The sequence below is a fragment of the Psychrobacter sp. UBA2514 genome (assembly GCF_002341255.1).
Classification (GTDB): Bacteria; Pseudomonadota; Gammaproteobacteria; order Pseudomonadales; family Moraxellaceae; genus Psychrobacter; species Psychrobacter pacificensis.
The window spans coordinates 42,540-60,348 of sequence record NZ_DDNS01000007.1 but is presented as its reverse complement, the minus strand read 5'-3'; the positions used below and the strand labels follow the sequence as shown (position 1 = coordinate 60,348).

Annotated in this window: 16 protein-coding genes; 9 read left to right on the top strand and 7 right to left on the bottom strand. The window is 45.9% G+C overall.

Annotation, left to right across the window (positions count from 1 at the left end; translation table 11 throughout):
• Positions 1 to 139 precede the first annotated feature (139 nt).
• Both rpsU and B3V51_RS02100 read left to right on the top strand, forming a co-directional pair.
• Entirely contained in the window at positions 140 to 355 is a 216-nt protein-coding gene (rpsU, locus tag B3V51_RS02105; RefSeq protein WP_010195908.1) for a 30S ribosomal protein S21, read from the top strand.
• A 206-nt stretch (positions 356 to 561) separates the two neighbouring features.
• Entirely contained in the window at positions 562 to 1,011 is a 450-nt protein-coding gene (locus B3V51_RS02100; protein ID WP_058025631.1) for a GatB/YqeY domain-containing protein, read from the top strand.
• Positions 1,012 to 1,115: 104 nt separating this feature from the next.
• Here B3V51_RS02100 and B3V51_RS02095 read toward each other — a convergent pair whose 3' ends face one another.
• Entirely contained in the window at positions 1,116 to 2,654 is a 1,539-nt protein-coding gene (locus B3V51_RS02095; RefSeq protein WP_286707872.1) for a M48 family metalloprotease, read from the bottom strand.
• Between the two features lie 476 nt (positions 2,655 to 3,130).
• Between B3V51_RS02095 and B3V51_RS02090 the strand changes: the two genes are divergently transcribed.
• From B3V51_RS02090 to thiS, 4 genes are all read left to right on the top strand, one after another.
• Positions 3,131 to 3,598: a sulfurtransferase TusA family protein gene (locus B3V51_RS02090; RefSeq protein ID WP_071002420.1), complete on the top strand. Its 468-nt coding sequence runs from the start codon at positions 3,131 to 3,133 to the stop codon at positions 3,596 to 3,598.
• A 241-nt stretch (positions 3,599 to 3,839) separates the two neighbouring features.
• Positions 3,840 to 4,703: an RNA polymerase sigma factor RpoH gene (gene rpoH, locus B3V51_RS02085; RefSeq protein ID WP_201587611.1), complete on the top strand. Its 864-nt coding sequence runs from the start codon at positions 3,840 to 3,842 to the stop codon at positions 4,701 to 4,703.
• 24 nt (positions 4,704 to 4,727) lie between these two features.
• Positions 4,728 to 5,102 (top strand): DUF423 domain-containing protein, encoded by a 375-nt coding sequence (locus B3V51_RS02080; protein ID WP_212563981.1) that lies wholly within the window; start codon positions 4,728 to 4,730, stop codon positions 5,100 to 5,102.
• A gap of 148 nt (positions 5,103 to 5,250) precedes the next feature.
• A complete protein-coding gene (gene thiS / locus B3V51_RS02075; protein WP_058025626.1) occupies positions 5,251 to 5,451 on the top strand; it encodes a sulfur carrier protein ThiS in 201 nt (66 codons plus the stop codon).
• Positions 5,452 to 5,679: 228 nt separating this feature from the next.
• Here the strand turns inward: thiS and hpf are convergent, their stop codons facing one another.
• Both hpf and rpoN read right to left on the bottom strand, forming a co-directional pair.
• Positions 5,680 to 6,060: a ribosome hibernation-promoting factor, HPF/YfiA family gene (gene hpf / locus B3V51_RS02070; protein ID WP_071002423.1), complete on the bottom strand. Its 381-nt coding sequence runs from the start codon at positions 6,058 to 6,060 to the stop codon at positions 5,680 to 5,682.
• Positions 6,061 to 6,419: 359 nt separating this feature from the next.
• On the bottom strand, positions 6,420 to 8,066 hold the full coding sequence (gene rpoN, locus B3V51_RS02065; RefSeq protein ID WP_212563982.1) for an RNA polymerase factor sigma-54: 1,647 nt from the start codon (positions 8,064 to 8,066) through the stop codon (positions 6,420 to 6,422).
• A gap of 298 nt (positions 8,067 to 8,364) precedes the next feature.
• Between rpoN and B3V51_RS02060 the strand changes: the two genes are divergently transcribed.
• The gene (locus B3V51_RS02060; RefSeq protein WP_286707871.1) at positions 8,365 to 9,264 is read left to right on the top strand and encodes a nitrilase-related carbon-nitrogen hydrolase; all 900 of its coding nucleotides are present in this window, start codon (positions 8,365 to 8,367) and stop codon (positions 9,262 to 9,264) included.
• A gap of 42 nt (positions 9,265 to 9,306) precedes the next feature.
• On the opposite strand, the gene B3V51_RS02055 is transcribed toward B3V51_RS02060, so the two are convergent.
• The 4 genes from B3V51_RS02055 to lptM all read right to left on the bottom strand — a co-directional run bounded on the left by B3V51_RS02055 (position 9,307) and on the right by lptM (position 13,217).
• On the bottom strand, positions 9,307 to 10,326 hold the full coding sequence (locus B3V51_RS02055; RefSeq protein WP_286707870.1) for a tyrosine recombinase XerC: 1,020 nt from the start codon (positions 10,324 to 10,326) through the stop codon (positions 9,307 to 9,309).
• 52 nt (positions 10,327 to 10,378) lie between these two features.
• Complete coding sequence (dapF, locus tag B3V51_RS02050; protein ID WP_093067369.1) at positions 10,379 to 11,266, bottom strand: diaminopimelate epimerase; 888 nt, start codon at positions 11,264 to 11,266, stop codon at positions 10,379 to 10,381.
• A 213-nt stretch (positions 11,267 to 11,479) separates the two neighbouring features.
• On the bottom strand, positions 11,480 to 12,856 hold the full coding sequence (lysA, locus tag B3V51_RS02045) for a diaminopimelate decarboxylase (protein WP_212563984.1): 1,377 nt from the start codon (positions 12,854 to 12,856) through the stop codon (positions 11,480 to 11,482).
• A 46-nt stretch (positions 12,857 to 12,902) separates the two neighbouring features.
• Positions 12,903 to 13,217, bottom strand: a complete 315-nt coding sequence (gene lptM, locus B3V51_RS02040; RefSeq protein ID WP_071002432.1) for an LPS translocon maturation chaperone LptM — start codon at positions 13,215 to 13,217, stop codon at positions 12,903 to 12,905.
• Positions 13,218 to 13,939: 722 nt separating this feature from the next.
• Between lptM and B3V51_RS02035 the strand changes: the two genes are divergently transcribed.
• Together B3V51_RS02035 and pta are read left to right on the top strand one after the other, a co-directional pair.
• Positions 13,940 to 15,172, top strand: a complete 1,233-nt coding sequence (locus B3V51_RS02035) for an acetate/propionate family kinase (RefSeq protein ID WP_186475215.1) — start codon at positions 13,940 to 13,942, stop codon at positions 15,170 to 15,172.
• Positions 15,173 to 15,306: 134 nt separating this feature from the next.
• A complete protein-coding gene (gene pta / locus B3V51_RS02030; protein ID WP_212563985.1) occupies positions 15,307 to 17,454 on the top strand; it encodes a phosphate acetyltransferase in 2,148 nt (715 codons plus the stop codon).
• The last annotated feature ends 355 nt before the right edge of the window (positions 17,455 to 17,809 follow it).

Sequence of the window (17,809 nt, the reverse complement as noted above, 5' to 3'; positions counted from 1 at the left end):
TTAAAATACCTGCCCTTACGCCAATGCGTGAGAATTGTCCTAGTTTGAGCTGATGCCAGTAATCTTGAGATATTACGGCTAAATACTAATATACAGCCAAACTAATGCCCTTATATCTCATCCTAATCGAGGAGTCTTCATGCCTGCAGTTAAGGTTAAAGAAAACGAACCAGTTGATATCGCTATCCGTCGTTTCAAGCGCGCTTGTGAAAAAGCTGGTGTATTATCAGACGTACGTAAGCGTGAGTTTTATGAAAAACCAACGCAAGTACGTAAGCGCAAAAAAGCAGCTGCCGTAAAGCGTTATAAGAAGAAGTTACAACGCGAAACTATTCGTACTACTCGTATGTACTAATCAATGATCTGATTAGTTAAGTACCAGTGCTACACTAACGCCACTGTTATCCATCGATATCAGTGGCGTTTTTTATGCTACAATTTTCGTTGTTACTGCTGACGCAATTTTTTATCAAAGCCCGCTCTCAGCAGGTTTTACCCCAAAAAAACTTATTAAACAGTACCCAACAAATAGCATTTAACAAACGAATAAGGATAATAGCAGTGAGCCAACTTAAACAGACGTTATCAGACAACATCAAAACTTCTATGAAAGCTCGTGAGCTTGAGCGTGTCAAAATACTGCGTAACGTACAATCAGTCGTCAAACAAATTGAGATCGATCGTCAGACAGAGCTTGATGACGCGCAAGTATTAGAAGTGCTACAAAAGCAGCTCAAACAACGTCAAGAGTCGCTCACTATTTTTACTGAAAATGGTCGTGATGATTTGGCGGCCAAAGAACAGTTTGAAATTGATATTATCAATGAGTTTATGCCGCAGCAAATGAATCAAGATGAAATCATGGCATTGGTCAACGCGGAAATCGCAGAGCAAGGTGCCACTTCTATGCGTGATATGGGCAGCGTGATGGGTGTACTGAAAAACAAGACCGCTGGTCGTGCTGATCCTGCGTTGATCTCTAAAATGGTTAAAGATGCGCTACAAGGCTAATTTTTCATTTTGGGTAGCAAGCCGGCATATGAGCTGCTACTACTGAAAATGATGTTGTCAAGCGCACCTGTTGTTGTACGAAAAACTGACTATTTACAAACCGCCTAAGGCTCAAAGTCTTTGGCGGTTTTTATTGCTTTGATTTCTGCGTTGATATTGGCTAGCAATGGGCGCGCACTACTGCTTTGTGCTGTGGCTTGCAGGTTTTCAGTCAATTGCTTGGCCTGCGTCAGTGATGTCAACGCACTCTCATAGCGCCCATTCCAAAGTTGATCATAACTGCGATAACGCAATGCGTTGATCGTTGCAATATTAGCCAGTTGTGGTGACGTTGCGGTTTTAGCGAGCTTTTCATTAGCAAGCTGCAAACTTTGCCATGCATAGCGATCGCTTGGTTGTTGCTCTGTGAGTGGTTTTAGCAGTACTTGTGCCCTTAATGGCTGATTGCTATTGGTCAGTGCTTCCGCCAAATACAGACGCAAGTCACGGCGCTCAGGATACAGACGCTGCTGACTCTCTAAAATATCTGCAGCTTGTTGCCATCTGCCTTGTTCACTTAAAAGCTGGCTATGAGTAATCGATAGTAAAGGTTCTAGGCTTTGACGCTGCGTATTTGGGAGTTTATTAATCTGTGCCAATACCTCATTAGCCTCTTTGATGCGCTGCTGTTCTCCGTACCAACTCACTAAGGCAAGTTTGGCACCCAGACTATTTTTAGCAGCGGTTGTGAGCGTCACTTCAGAAGCATGTTTGCCAGTAACTTGTACACGCCAATAGAGCAAATCAAACAAGGCTTGATGGCGCTGCTGCTGGCTCAATGACAGTGTGGGATACTGCCCAGCACGGCTCTGCGATTCACTCAGTCGCTCATCACTGAGCGGGTGCGAGCGCACAAAGCTTGGTAAAAAGCGATTTTCAACCTGATTGAGCTGGCTTTGTTGATTCATCGTGGCAAAAAACCGTGGCATTGCCCGAGGGTCATAGCCTGCCTGAATCATGATTTGCATCCCTACTCGGTCGGCCTCGCGCTCGTTGTTACGGCTAAAAGCCATGCTGCTATTCATAGAAGCTGTCTGGCTACCCGCCATTACAGCCGCCGCCGCATCACCATCGACTGCTGATGCGGCAATCGCAGCCAACATACCGCCTACTTGCATCAGTAAGGCTTTTTTGCGCTCGTCTGCGCTGTGCTCATAGTGACGTTGACTGATGTGCGCGACTTCATGGGCGATGACACTTGCCAGCTCATCCATACTTTTGGCGGCCAATATCGTCCCTGTATTGATCCCGATGACTCCACCAGGTGCCGCAAAAGCATTGATGCCGGGATTATCAAGAATAACTAAGCCAAGTGGTGCTTGCTGACGGGCTTGCGCATTCAATCGCCATGTCATGTCTTTTACCGTTTCTTGCACCCAAGGGTCGTGCTCCATTTTGACCCGACCATTGATGTTCTGTAATGACCACTCACCCAGCATTTTATTTTGATACTGCTCAGCAAAGCTCAGTCCTTGCCCGCGCAAATTGGGTAGCTCTAACGATTGTGACTCTACTGTTTGCCATGAATGATTGGCAAATGGCATAGCTTGGCTATCATCACCATCCTTGCTATGAGCACTTGTAGCAATTACCAGAAATGTCACTGACAGTCCGATTTTGATACTATTTGAAAAAGATAAAACCACAGAGTTGCGGCTATCTGTTTGCCCAAATAGTTTAGATAGCGAGCTTTCCGACAGCTTATTCATCGAATGGCTGGTGGCTTTAATAAGTCGTGGCGGTCTATTAGCGTGGTACAAATTCGTATCCTATCAGATTGTTGACGACGTCTTTTCGACTATACGAGCTTGTTTGTATAAGGTCAATTCTACTATGTGCTTAGCTACCAATCACTCAGCCACCCGTCACGATTGTGCAACATGACTGTGTGATTCTAATGAACCGAACATGGCGTTGATTATATTCAAATGCAATTATACATCGGCTATTTGGTATAATGGTTAAACACAATAATAGTAAGCTCATGGTTGCCGTAAATAGATTGACGATATTCAAAAATAATTGTTAGAGCCTTTTTTGATAAAGAAACCGAAATACTGATACTTGTAAGGTTTGTATTATGTCCGCTGATAGCCAATTACCCATCAAACGTGCATCACACTCTATTTACTTATCAGCGAGCTTATCCGATCCAGAACAGCAAGAGATCAATCATCTGTTAGACTTGTTGCCAGTAGAGAATGGTGGCCCAGATGTTGGCACTGAGACGAAAATAGATGAAGAGCAACCTTTACTAAATATCAAGCGTTTCGTCGACGGTCGCGGGCTTGCATGCCCAATGCCACTGCTGAAAACCAAGGTTGCGTTACGCGATGTAGCCGCTGGTGACTCATTATATGTGGTCGCGACGGATCCCAACTCACAAGCTGATATCACAGCGTTTTGTCGTCAGAGTCAGCAAACACAAACGGGCGACTACTTAGCGTTAATCGTCAACGAAGTTACTGATTTGTCAGGCAATAGCACATCATTGCAGCGTTTCGCTACAATATATCACTTCATCATTACCAAAACTGATAGCAACTAAACGCTGCTGTCCTTTACAATTACAACTATAGAGATTTTTATCTGACTATTTGCTTAACTATTTAACCAAGGTCAAGAATATGGCTACTACTACTTCTGATGCTGCGAATGCGAATAAAAAAGACAGCACAGCTCCTATAAAAAACGATGCGCGCGATGCGGCACTAAAAGCCGCAGCTCAGCGCCCACCTTATGATGCCAGTACATTAGGCAATACCAGTACGCGCGATTTGGTGCCAGCAATGCCAACCCATTTGGCAGCGCCGGGGGTTAATCTGGGCGCCTACATCAATACTGTGCATCAAATTCCGATCTTAACGCCTGTACAAGAGCAAGAATTGGCCCATCGCTATTATGATGAGGGCGATGTTGAGGCAGCGCGTCTGCTGGTGATGTCGCATCTGCGCTTTGTCATTCATATTGCACGTAGCTACTCAGGTTATGGTTTGCCTCAAGCCGACTTAATTCAAGAAGGCAATTTGGGATTAATGAAGGCGGTCAAACGGTTTGATCCGAATAAAGGCGTGCGCTTAGTGTCTTTTGCCGTACATTGGATCAAAGCTGAAATTCACGAATTTGTCATCCGTAACTGGCGTATCGTAAAAGTCGCGACCACCAAAGCACATCGCAAGTTATTCTTTAATTTACGTAGTTTAAAGAAAACCAATAATCAGCTCACGCTAGAAGAAGCAGACGCGATTGCCAAAGATTTGAATGTCACGCGCAAGCAAGTGCTCGAGATGGAGTCGCGTCTGACCTCTTATGACGCCTCATTTGAAGCGCAATCCAGCGACGATGATGACGGTCGCTATGCACCGCAGCTGTTTTTGGAAGATGGCATTGACCCAGCTGAGCAGCTAGAAGAAGAAGACTGGGAAGAAAATAACTCGTCTGCCCTCATCGCGGCTATGGGGACATTAGACGATCGCTCACGTGATATCGTCGAGCAGCGCTGGCTCTCTGAGCAAAAATCCACTTTGCACGAGCTGGCCGCAGTTTACTCTATATCCGCTGAACGCGTCCGTCAGATCGAAAAAAACGCGATGGACAAAATCCGCGATGCCATGACCATTGATAGCGTGATTTTACCTGATGATATTCAATAGCATCAAAAAAAGACGAGTGTTGTCATGTTAAATTGGATCGGTATTGCCGCGATTAATATGGCCATCGCTGTCGCTTTGGGTGCATTTGGTGCGCATGGTTTGAAGGGCGTCGTAAATGTGCAACAACTTGAATGGTGGCATACTGCGACGCTGTATTTGTTCATACATGCGCTGGGTCTATTAGTTGTGGGATTACTGATACGCTTAAAATATACCACTCAAGCTACGGCTTGGTTATTGCAAACCGGTATTATTATATTTGCCGGTAGTCTATATGCCATGACGCTTGGAGCACCGCGCTGGTTTGGCGCGATTACGCCCATTGGCGGGGTTCTTATGATTGCAGGTTGGTTATGGCTTGCTATCTCTACATTTCGACTTGAGAACTCAATGGATTAATCCATTTTACTCATACCTGCCGAAGATTGATTGATATTATGAGTATAGATACAAATAGTCGCCTATAAGATTCAAAGCACCTATATTGCGACTAATACTTATAGGACCGTTACTACAAGGAATCTCAAATTATTAAGGAGGATTTTATATGAGCACCATTAGTGTTAATGGTAAAAACTTACAAACCACTCATCAGACAGTGCAATTAGTCATCAATGAACTTGGACTCAGTCAAGGACGCTATGCCGTTGAAGTAGATGGTGAGCTAACACCAAAGAGTGAGCTGGCTCAATTGCGTATTGTAGAAGGTATGAATATAGAAGTCGTACAGGCTGTGGGCGGAGGCTAATTTTTTATATTTCAGTCTGTCATTAGTTTTTATTAATTATGAACTCTTAACCGCATCATTAGAGACGTACTAAAAAAGACCTCAACGTGTCAAACGTTCGAGGTCTTTTTTCTTTTATAGATCACCAATGAATGAAATAGCTGTTTGTCAAATTTCTTATTTTTTAGCTCGTTCAGACGCTCTTGATGATCTGATTACCCACTTAATCAACGTTATTCAAACCTATGATTAAGCTGCTGGTACTGCTTCAGCAGGCGTGGTGTCTTGATAGCGCTCATCACGCCCAGCACCCTGAGTCTTTTTGCGCTCTTGACGGGTCTTGTACTTACGTACTTGTCTATCAAGTTTGTCTGCCATCTCATTAATGGCTTTATACATATCATCTTCTAAGGCTTGGACAAACATTTCTTGACCTGAGACGCGCATAATTGCTTCAGCTTTATGACTTTTTTTACCGCCATCACTTGCGCCACTATTGTCTAACGATAATATCACTTTAATACTCTGTATCTGATCAAAGTGTCGCTCTACTTTTTCAAGCTTTTCACGAACTGCTGTGTCCATAGCTTCGGTAACACTGATATGGTGACCACTGATAGAAACATTCATATTATTGTCCTTGTATTTGTAACTTACATTCAACAGATGAAGTCGCATTCCTGCTCTTATCATCCTGCCTTACCAATAATTTATCTAATGCCTCTAGTAAGATTTCGACGTATCCCTTTATCGTCTCCTTTATTCATTACAAGTAAATACTATAGATTGGCACTTAGATTTCGTTGTTGGTATGACTCTAATTTGTCATGAAAGAGGGATAGTAGCAAGACGTTAAATTGTAATTAAGTGTAACAATAGCTGTTGTTTCCATCATGTTTCTATATAATCAAAAAATTTTATTTTTTATATCTTGCCACAGAAATATCAATGATTACTCAAAATTGTTGCACATGGCTGTATTTAAACGATTAATACTTCTGTTTGCGCTGAGTAGATGAGCCAATATTCATGGCTTCACGATATTTGGCAACAGTTCTTCTGGCAATATCGATACCGTCTGCCAATAATTCTTTTTGAATACGGCTATCCGATAGCGGTTTTTTGGGATCTTCATCAGCGATGAGCTTTTTAATCATGGCACTGATGGCCGTTGATGAGATATCGCCATCCGAACTGCTGACGTGAGAAGAAAAAAAGTGCTTTAGTGAAAATAGTCCTTGCGGTGTCAAAATCGTCTTACTGGTCGTGAGACGTGAAACGGTGGACTCGTGTAGATTTACTTCTTCTGCGATTGCCTTTAGAATAAGGGGCTGCATGGCCGTCGCACCGTGCTGCAAAAACTCCTGCTGATAACGCACAATGCTAGTGGCTACCTTTAATAGGTTTTGATTGCGCTCCTCAATACTGCGGATAAAGAGGCGCGCATCGGTGAGGTTTTCACGCAGGTATTGATTATCAGGACTGTCATCACCGCGTTTGACTAAATTGGCATATTCTTGGTTTACTCGCAGCTTCGGCAAGGTGTCAGGATTGAGGCGTACATGCCAACCGTCTTCTAATGCCTCAGTATTGGCAGTGGCTTTACGACTCCTAATGGGTGTGACTAATACATCTGGAATGTCGTAACTGTCGGGCTGCTGGGTATAATCAGGCTGGTTGATCTGAAAGAGTAATCCGGGTGAAGGGTTTAAGGTGCGCAGTAAGTTAAGCGCAGGGGTGATGTTCTCAGGGGCAAGGCCTGTCCGTTCAGTCAGCGCTTTGATATTGTTACTCACCAAAAGCTCGCCGGCTGTTAGCAGCGCTTTTGCTTCTTTGAGATATGCAGTATTGGCGTCTAGCTTGGATAACTGAATCGCTAGGCACTCACTCAAATGACGTGCGCCAACGCCAATCGGATCGCAAGATTGGATCATACGCAATACGGCCATGACCTCGTCGTACTCAACGCGTTCATCCCACTGATAAAAGTTGGCCATGGTATCAAAGCTCTGTAGCAGCTCATCGATATCAATTCGTATGAATCCCATGTCATCCATAGAGTCCATCAAATACTCTGCAATCAGGGTGTCCGCTTCTGATAGGCGCTTAAAGTTGAGCTGCCAACGTACGTGATCTTGGATAGTCGACGAAGTACCGCCCTGATAACTATCAAAATCCTCATCCGCTCTACTGCTACCAGAACCTGTGGAGGCAGAAGCATAGTTACCTGTATCAAAGCTGCTAGCATCGAAGCTATCAGTGTCAAAACTGCTATCACTATCCATCGCTCCATCATCAATACTAGATTGCTGCAGTTTCTCCCAGCTGTCAGTGCTATCGTCACCATAGTCTGTATGGTTATCAGATCCTGCGCTAGATGCGTCACTGCTGCTTTGGTTCCAGCTATCAAGTGTTAATGACTCGCTCAGCTCATCTGCTCTATCGTCACGGTTAGTCTCGTACTCGTCATCATCCTCTTCGATACGTTCAAGCAGCGGATTACTATCCAGTTTGGCTTGAACCTCTTGTGCAAGCTCAAGACTAGAGAGCTGCAGCAATTTAATGGCTTGCTGCATTTGCGGTGTCAGTTTTTGTGAGGTACTTAGCGTGCTCGCCAATCCGAATGACATACTCATGGGCGGCTTATTACACTCCAGTCTTGGTCATATTGTATTTATTTTGCCAATTAAGGCGATGATGTCACCTTAACAGAACATGACGATAGCATTTTTTATCACAATTTTGCTACGTTAATTTATATCCTATCCAGATACGATTGGTATGTTTGTGATACAAATTTAGCATGTTTGCCTTAATAACCAACCGATAACTATGAATGGTTTGTTCAGCGTCATCAACATTTTATAATAAAAAACGTCATAAAAAATTGTCATGAGCAGCCATCAAGACTTACCCGTCACGGAGAATATTGTCATGACTGACACAACAATGCCCTCTCAATTTAGCACAGCTGCCATTCAAATGAACAGCCAGCAAGACATCGATAGCAATTTAGCGAATATAAAAGCGGCGATCATTGATGCTAAATCGCAAGGTGCTGAACTCGTTGTCGTACCTGAAAACTGCTGTAGCATGGGCCAGCAGTTTGCGACTGCAGAGCGTTTTGACGCGCTATCAGCGACGATGGCAGAGTATGCCCGCACTCATAATATATATCTACTGGCAGGCTCACTGCCTTGCCCTTATCGGCCTGATGGCATGGTCGTTCCTGATGGTCGGCTGCGCCAAGTCAGTCAATTGTTTGCGCCAGACGGGTCGCGAGTGGCACGATACGATAAAATTCATCTGTTCACCGCGACCGTGGCCGACAAGCAAGGCAGCTACAATGAAGCGGCGACGTTTGAGCCGGGCACGCAGACCGTGGTTGCGCCTCTTGAGTCAGAAGGCGCTGTCTATCAGTTGGGTATGATGGTCTGTTTTGATTTGCGCTTTCCTGCTCTAGCGCAGCGCTTACGTCAAGCAGGTGCTGATATATTAAGCGCACCATCTGCTTTTACTTATCTAACGGGACAGGCGCATTGGTCGCTATTGTTACAGGCACGTGCTTTGGACAGTCAGTGCATGGTGATCGGTGCAGCACAGGGCGGCGATCATGCATATAAAGATGGCAATACTCGCCAGACGTGGGGACATACTACCATTACTGCTTTTGATGGCAGCGTTATTGCGAGCCATGATAGCAGTGAGCTAAATCTGTCTACGACATCTCACATAGATAAAGGATACGCCATCGTCATGGCATCATTAGACAAGCAAGCTCAAGCGCAAGGTCGACAGAAATTACCTATCTTTGATTGTCATCGTTTGGCATAACTTAAGAAGTAACATAGATTGCTTAAACCGTAGATTACTCAATTAGGTAGGACTTTCATCATTTTGAGTGTGGGTGGCTCGTGGATGGGCGCGATCATAGACTTGTGTTAATTTGGCAAAATCAACGTGGGTGTAAATTTGCGTGGTACTGATATCGCTATGTCCTAACATCTCCTGCACGGCACGCAAGTCACCACTACCTGACAGCATGTGTGAGGCAAAGCAATGACGCAGTAGATGTGGATACATGTTTTGCGCAATACCTGCGCGAGTCGCCGCAACTTTTAGACGCTGCTGTACTGCTCGCGTCGATAGTCTGGTGCCGAGTTTTTCGCTAATGAACAAGGCGCTGTCCATCTGTTCGACCCATAGATTGCGATGCGGTAGATAGCGTGTTATCGCTTCTGCTGCTTTTGTGCCTAATGGCACTAAGCGGGTTTTATTACCCTTACCAGTGACTCGCACCCGCAAATCCGACAAGTCCACATCTGCTATATCAAGTGCGACCAGCTCGCCGACACGTAGACCACTACTATAGAGCAGCTCAAACATGGCTTTATCACGCAACCACAAGCGCGCCTGCTCTGGCGTATCAGGGATTTGTTGATCGAGTAACTGCGTCAATAAATCCACATCAGCGATAGAGGGTAATGGTCTAGGGCTACGCTTGAGCTGATAGCCGGTCGTTGGATTAATACGCGCCAAATCCTCCTCTATGAGCCAACCATAAAAATGCCGAATCGCTGACAGCTCTTGCTGAACGCTAGCAAGCGCAAGCTTGTCTTCATCGAGACGCTGACTAATATGCTGAGCCAGTTGGCGCTTATCACAACGCGTCCACGTCAGACGCTTACCGCGTAAGAACAGTGCCAGTTGGTTTAAGCCAGCAAAATAAGCGGTCAGCGTATGCGGCGAGTGATTACGCACAGACAGCGTATTGAGCCAACGATGGACAGGTGCTAATAACGCTCGTAGCGCGGCATCTGACTCTATATTCGCCGCCAGCTCAGCTGATAGCCAAGGTGCCGTTTGCGTTGTCTGACCGTCTTGATGAGTGGACATAACCATATCAGAAGCACCCATGTTATTGATATCATTTTTCTAACGACAGATATCAGCCTTCAGAACTTGGCTTAATACCTGCTTGCGCCATCAAACCATCTGGACTAAAGACTCCTTCATAAACAAAAGCAGTCGGACCTGTCATCATAACTGAATAGCCTGGCTGCCACTTGATGATCAAGCTGCCACCATAGAGCTGCGCGCGCACCTCTTCGCCTTCATCGAGCCAGCCCTCTCTTATACCGACTGCAACTGCTGCACAGGCGCCCGTGCCGCAAGCTTGCGTCTCGCCCACGCCGCGCTCATACACACGCAGACGAATATGACGCTGGTTCATCACTTGCATAAAGCCCACGTTGACGCGATCTGGGAACGCTGGATGGGACTCAATGGCCTTGCCTAACGTCTCAACCTCAGCGTCAAGCACGTCATCAACTTTGATAACGGCATGTGGGTTGCCCATATTAGCGACATATAGCTGTACAGGTGTGCCATTGACATCGAGGTGATAAGTGTTTTGGATTTTGGTCGTGGCTCTTGGGCTAAAGGGAATCTCATTTGGCTCAAACTTGGGCTTACCCATATCAACCTCTACCCAACCAAACCGATCAGTGGTCAAAGAGATAATGCCGCTCGCCGTCTCAACCCGTAGCCGCTGCTTAAATGACAGTTTACGTGCTTGCACAAAACGGGCGAAACAGCGCGCACCATTGCCGCATTGCTCCACCTCGGTGCCATCGGTGTTAAAAATACGGTAACTAAAATCAACATCGGGGCGCATCGGTGGCTCGACCACAAGCAGTTGATCAAAGCCAATACCTAGGTGGCGATCTCCCAATAACGCTACCAACTCCTTGCTCAAATCTAAGCGCTGGGTCACCAAATCGATAACCATAAAATCATTGCCCAGCCCATGCATTTTAGTAAATTCTATTAGCATATCTTTGATGTCCTATCCTATTTTTATGTATGGCTTATATTAGCACGCTGTCAGATACAATCATAATTATCACCGCTATCAAATACTAACTTATCGTTATACCTCAAACTCGATATACCCCATTCGAGTTTGCCATAAAAAACCCACCGTTATTATCACGGTGGGTTTTATTTATTATGCAAAAACAGTGTCAGTGTTGGCGGGTTGGCGGCTTTATTTATCCTGCCACAGTATTTCGTCAGCATACAATACTTCAACCGTTTCACGTTTGCGGATGAGCTGATGGTTATTGCCTGATACCATCACTTCGCTGGCACGCGGACGCGAGTTGTAATTACTACTCATAGTAAAGCCATAAGCCCCTGCGCCCGTCACTGCCAAGACAGCTCCTGCCTCTAATGACAGTAAGCGGTCTTTTGCTAAAAAATCCCCTGTCTCACAAATCGCGCCAACGATGTCCCACGGCTTTGTACCATTTGTATCAATACCATCGCTCGGTAATGTACTTGGAATCACGGCCATTTCAGCTTGATATAAAGCAGGACGAATCAGGTCATTCATCGCAGCATCGACAATCGCAAAGTTCTTATGCTCAGTCGGCTTAAGTACATCGACTTGCGTCAATAGCACACCAGCATTGGCAACGATACTACGACCTGGCTCAAAGAATACGGTCAAACCAAGCTCGCTAAGCTTTGGTAATAAAGCCTCGGCAAACTCATCGATAGACACGGGCGTCTCATCAATATAACGCACGCCTAGACCGCCACCCAAATCAATATGACGCAGCTCAATACCATGATCGCGCAGGCTATGTATCAGCTCAATGACTTTATCTAGTGCGGCGACAAACGGCGCGACTTCCGTCAACTGCGAGCCAATGTGACAATCAATACCAACGATATCAATATGCGATAAATCCGCCGCTTGCTGATAGACCGCTAAGGCGTCTTCGTGGGTAATACCAAACTTGTTGTCTTTAAGACCTGTTGAGATATACGGATGCGTCTTGGCATCGACATTTGGATTGACGCGTAATGAGATTGGCGCACGTTTATTCAGTGCTGCCGCTACCTCGTTGATCAAGGTCAGCTCACTGATCGACTCGACGTTAAAGCAGCCAATACCTTGGGTCAGTGCGTATTCGATATCGCCGTAAGTTTTGCCAACACCTGAGAATACAACGCGCGACGCGGCGCCACCTGCAGCCAGTACGCGCATCAGCTCACCACGAGAGACGATATCAAACCCAGCGCCTGCCTGCGCAAGCACTCCAAGCACCGCAAGATTCGAGTTTGCTTTTACCGCGTAGCATACCTGATGATCGAGACTGGCAAAGCTATCGGTATAGGCTTGATAAACATCCAGTATCGCCTGCTTTGAGTAGACATAGCATGGCGTACCATATTGTTTTGCCAACTCGTCAACACTAACCTGCTCCATATATAGCGCGTCGTCGCGATAGCTTAGCGCGGGCAGATGAGCGCTTAACGCTTTAGGATCAACATATAGACCGTGCTCAGTTTGGATAGTGACAGATTCGCCAGTAGCAACATCGGTTACGTCAGCAGGTAGTTCAGAATAACTCATATAAACATCTCTAATATAATCAGGGTATCAAGGGTAAGAATAAACATTAATAATCGTTAGGATCTGTACTCGGCTCGGGCAGTATTTGCTGTTCATCTAGATAGTCATTTTTTTGATAGGTATCATCATCAATACCAGCAAAAGCGGCATCTTGTGGATGGCTCGTACTATTTAGTACAGATGGGCTACCCTTTACCGTTTGGCTACTGGACTTTGGTAAGTACAAAGCGCCTTTTTGCCCGCAGCCTGACAACCCTACCATCATCGCACTGCCAATGACTAAAGTAATAATGGCGCGGCGACTGGCAAGTCTCCATAAGGCGATATACCCAGTTTCTGATGAGCGAAGTATAGTAGACATAGAGTGGATCACCTGTGAGCGTGTAGCGGTGTAAGTGCGATTAAAAATCGTAATAAATAAAGAGCGAAAAAGGCAGCCCAAAAATGGCCAATATCAAAGTTTTAATCATAGCATTATGACACAAAGCTGTACGCATACTGAACAGCATTGGTCAATAAATTTGGCTCATAGTGGGGATTGATTTGATGCTTTCATCATAATTTACTGACGGTGTCGCTTGATAATTTGCGCATAAAAACATGTCTGATAGGAATTTGGACAATATTTCTTACAATTTTTGATATTCATAAGGCAGCTCTACAACAGCCAATAACCAATGGCTAAAGTACCTAAGAGCCACTAGCTATAACAGATGTACCAATATTTTGAACGCTTGATAGACACCAATTTTAAACCTTACCATTATCGCGGTATAGCTACAAAAATATGTTACATTATACCGCGGTCTTACGGCTATGCTGAGGCTCAGGCCTACGATTCAGCGGTACTGCTATATAGTAATAAGATACAACCATCAGCCTCAGTATGACTAAGATCGATCATATACTTGTTTGATAGATCAGCATGGATATGGCTAATTTTGTGTTAAATACGATCAATCTATCATCACCTTAATATGAGCACGATGCGATGTCAGTGTCGTTTTTATCATAGTAATCTGACGATATGATGATTTTCGACCTAAAAAAACCCACCTATAAAAACCAATCTAAGGATAGAGTATGAGCGCCAGCCTAACCACCACTTTTGATGATAAGAACTCTGAAACATCAACCCTGACCAGCCCAACCTTGGTTTTAAACTGTGGCTCGTCTTCCATCAAATACGCGTTGATTAGTGATGACAACTCTACTCGTATCACCGGTCTTGCCGAAAACCTAGGTCTCGATACCGCCCGTATTAAACACACGACCTTAAAAGGTGAAAAACTTGAAATCTCTATTCCTGGTGGTCGCCATAAGCTGGCGCTACAAAAAATCCTTGAGCTACTAGAGCAGTACCACTTCATCGCCGTTGGGCACCGCGTGGTACATGGTGGCCGCGAATATTCCAAAGCCGTTCGCGTTGATGAGCATGCGTTAGAAGAAGTGAAGCGTCTCAAAATATTAGCTCCGCTACACAACCCTGCAAATGCACTGGGTATCGAAGCGGTTCAGGCGATCTATCCTGATATGCCGCAAGTGGTAGTGTTTGACACCGCTTTTCACCAAACCATGCCGCCCGTTGCTTTTCGCTATGCACTACCCAAATATCTATACGAAGAACATAAAATCCGTCGCTATGGCTTCCATGGCACATCACATGCTTACGTCTCAGAACGCACCAGCCAAATCACTGAGGCAAAAGGCCCGCATGGCTGGCTAACAGCACATCTAGGCAATGGTTGCTCAGCCGCCGCAGTATACGATGGCAAAAGTCTCGATACCAGCATGGGTCTGACCCCACTTGAGGGCCTTATGATGGGTACGCGTAGTGGCGATGTGGATCCTAGCTTGCACATGCACCTGAAGCGTCAGCTCGGTATGAGCTTAGAAGAGACCGACAAAATGCTTAATAATGACAGCGGCCTACTTGGTATCTCAGGACTGTCTAACGACTTGCGTACCATCGAGCAAGCAGCCAGTGAAGGTCACGAAGATGCCAAGCTCGCTATCGAGATGTTCTGCTATCGTGCTGGTAAATATCTGGCCAGCCTTAGCTGTGCGCTACCAGAGTTTACCGGTATTGTCTTTACTGGCGGTATCGGTGAAAACTCCGATATTACACGTACCAAAATCCTGGCAGTGATGCGTCATTTCGGTATCAAAATAGATGCTGACAAAAATGCCAGTTTGGTTCGTGGTAAAGAAGGCAGCTTCCACGCAGATGACAGCAGTATCGAGTTATGGGTCGTCCCAACTGATGAAGAGTGCCGTATTGCTCAAGAGACTCGTCAGGCATTGAATTTAATATAAGCGTGAGCGTGTTTGATACGCCATATCTATATAATTAACATTTGCTATAAGGCTATGGCGTACATACTCAGCACATTGCTCATTCTGCCAAGGATGAATTGAACTTAATAATAAAATAAACCGTAGGATACACTATGCAGACCATTTTACTTGTTCCCATTAGCCGCGGTATCGGTGTGACATCAGCCGCGCTTGGACTGATTCGCGCCTTTGATTATAACGGTATCAAAGCGGGCTTTATGAAGCCGTTTTTGCAAGACGATACCCTAGATAAGCAGCACAGCTTAGACAGCTCAAGCGCATTGACCATGCATGCCTTTGGTCTAAAGCCGCCCAAATCGATCAGCCGTCAGCACGTCGAGCGGATGTTGGGCGATGGCAACCTTGATGATTTGATGGAAGAAGTGATTGCCAATTATCATACGATTGATGATGGCCCTGATGTCATCATCTGTGAAGGCCTGGTGCCGACCACTGAGACCTCTTACGCTTCACAAATCAACCGCGCCCTCGCCCATGCTTTAGATGCCAAGATCATATTTGTTGGTGCCGCTGATATCGGTCAACCAGCGGCGTTGGCGGACAAGCTTGATGTGCATGCGCGCGAGTTCGGCGGTGTCATGGATGCGCGTACGCTTGGCGTGATATTGATGCGGGTACAAGACGTGCCTAATACCTTTGAAAATCAACCAGTCGCTCCGGGTGAGGCGGTCGTCAGCTTAGATCCAACCTTTTTGCAAGAAGTGCAGCGTCTATCGCCTTCGTTCAATACCGACGCGTTTCGCCTCATCGGTGTCGTTCCCTTCAGCGATTCGTTGTCTGTACCGCGCACTTGGGACATTGCCACCGAGCTTGATGCCACTTGGCTTAACGTTGGTGAAGCAAAAACACGTCGTATCAATCGCATCAGTCTAACGGCGCGCTCAGTCGCTCGTGTCAATCAAGTGTTCAAACGTGGTACGTTGATGGTGGTCCCTGGTGACCGCGATGACTTGCTACTGGCCGCAGGATTGGCCTGTATCAATGGTATTCCGCTGGCAGGATTGGTCTTGACAGGTGGTATCCTACCAGGCGAGACCGTAACGGAGCTGTGGCAGTCGGCGCTCAAAACGGGCATCCCTATCATGAGCGTCGAGAGTGACAGCTATCAAACGGTACAGAGCCTTGTCCATATGAGCTCAGAGATTCCAAGTGATGACACTGAGCGTGCGGAAGAAGTAGCGCGTTACGTAGCAGCGCATTTGGATTTGAGCTGGATTAAGGAATACTTTAGTCGTAATCATGAGCCACGCTTGTCCCCATCGGCTTTTCGCCATCAGTTGGTCAAAAAATCACAGCACGCTAAAAAACGTATCGTATTGCCAGAAGGTTCTGAACCACGTACCGTCGAAGCGGCCTGTATCTGTCAGAGCCGCGGTATCGCTGATTGCGTACTGCTAGCTAAGCGTAGCGATGTCGAACAAGTCGCCAAGAATCGCGATTTGACGTTGCCAGAAGGTCTAGAAATCATCGACCCTGACACCCTTGATATGAGCAAATATATCGCTGCTGTCGTTGAGCGCCGTAAAGGTAAAACTGGGGCAGACGTCGCCGCTGAATATCTAAAAGACACGGTATATCTTGGCACCATCATGCTCCAGCTCGATGAAGTCGATGGTCTAGTCTCAGGCGCGATTCACACCACTGCCAACACCGTCCGCCCAGCGTTTCAATTAATCAAAACCGCGCCGCAGTACTCGCTCGTATCGTCCGTGTTCTTTATGCTGTTGCCTGAGCAAGTGGTTGTCTATGGTGACTGTGCGATCAATCCTGATCCGAATGCTGAAGAGTTGGCAGAAATTGCCATTCAATCGGCACAGTCTGCTGCTGCCTTTGGTATCGATCCAAAAGTCGCGATGATCAGCTATTCTACGGGCTCATCAGGCGCAGGCGCGGATGTCGAAAAAGTCGCTCGTGCCACCCAAATCGTCCGTGAGCGTGCGCCGAACCTCAAAGTCGATGGCCCACTACAATATGATGCCGCCTCGGTCATGAGTGTGGGCAAACAAAAAGCGCCTGACTCTCCTGTCGCAGGTCAAGCCAACGTCTTTATTTTCCCTGATCTCAATACTGGTAACACCACGTATAAAGCGGTGCAGCGTAGCGCCAATGTCATCAGCGTTGGACCGATGCTGCAAGGTTTGAATAAGCCAGTCAATGACTTATCGCGTGGCGCACTCGTTGATGATATCGTCTATACCATCGCGCTGACCGCTATCCAAGCGTATAGTGATTTGATTTAATCGCTATACGATTTGCCAATCAAAGTCCGTTATATCGCCGACTATCATCATGATGGTCGGTTTTTTATTGGTGCTGTGGTGGTATAGTCAAAGTATCTCAAAAACGATACGGTACTGCTAATATCAATTTTTGCAGCCTCTGTCTGCGCAAGCACAGCAAGCAAAAAAATTGATTTAACAGTGCATAATGTAGCGGTATTAATTTTCACTGACTATAGGTGGTGATAGATAGTGATGACAGATACTCGCCCGCCCTCTACAATAGCGCTATGATTCAGTTAATATAAAAAGGTTAGCTAATAAAAGAATGAGAGGTACCAAAAACAGCGTGCACCTCATTCTTTTATTTGCATTT

Excerpts from the sequence above, each read along its gene's own strand:
- thiS (WP_058025626.1), top strand. The coding sequence starts at position 5,251 with ATGAGCACCATTAGTGTTAATGGTAAAAACTTACAAACCACTCATCAG.
- rpoN (WP_212563982.1), bottom strand. The coding sequence starts at position 8,066 with ATGAGTATGTCATTCGGATTGGCGAGCACGCTAAGTACCTCACAAAAA.
- B3V51_RS02080 (WP_212563981.1), top strand. The coding sequence starts at position 4,728 with ATGTTAAATTGGATCGGTATTGCCGCGATTAATATGGCCATCGCTGTC.
- B3V51_RS02055 (WP_286707870.1), bottom strand. The coding sequence starts at position 10,326 with ATGTCCACTCATCAAGACGGTCAGACAACGCAAACGGCACCTTGGCTA.
- rpsU (WP_010195908.1), top strand. The coding sequence starts at position 140 with ATGCCTGCAGTTAAGGTTAAAGAAAACGAACCAGTTGATATCGCTATC.
- rpoH (WP_201587611.1), top strand. The coding sequence starts at position 3,840 with ATGCCAACCCATTTGGCAGCGCCGGGGGTTAATCTGGGCGCCTACATC.
- lptM (WP_071002432.1), bottom strand. The coding sequence starts at position 13,217 with ATGTCTACTATACTTCGCTCATCAGAAACTGGGTATATCGCCTTATGG.
- B3V51_RS02060 (WP_286707871.1), top strand. The coding sequence starts at position 8,365 with ATGACTGACACAACAATGCCCTCTCAATTTAGCACAGCTGCCATTCAA.
- B3V51_RS02035 (WP_186475215.1), top strand. The coding sequence starts at position 13,940 with ATGAGCGCCAGCCTAACCACCACTTTTGATGATAAGAACTCTGAAACA.
- hpf (WP_071002423.1), bottom strand. The coding sequence starts at position 6,060 with ATGAATGTTTCTATCAGTGGTCACCATATCAGTGTTACCGAAGCTATG.
- B3V51_RS02090 (WP_071002420.1), top strand. The coding sequence starts at position 3,131 with ATGTCCGCTGATAGCCAATTACCCATCAAACGTGCATCACACTCTATT.
- pta (WP_212563985.1), top strand. The coding sequence starts at position 15,307 with ATGCAGACCATTTTACTTGTTCCCATTAGCCGCGGTATCGGTGTGACA.
- dapF (WP_093067369.1), bottom strand. The coding sequence starts at position 11,266 with ATGCTAATAGAATTTACTAAAATGCATGGGCTGGGCAATGATTTTATG.
- lysA (WP_212563984.1), bottom strand. The coding sequence starts at position 12,856 with ATGAGTTATTCTGAACTACCTGCTGACGTAACCGATGTTGCTACTGGC.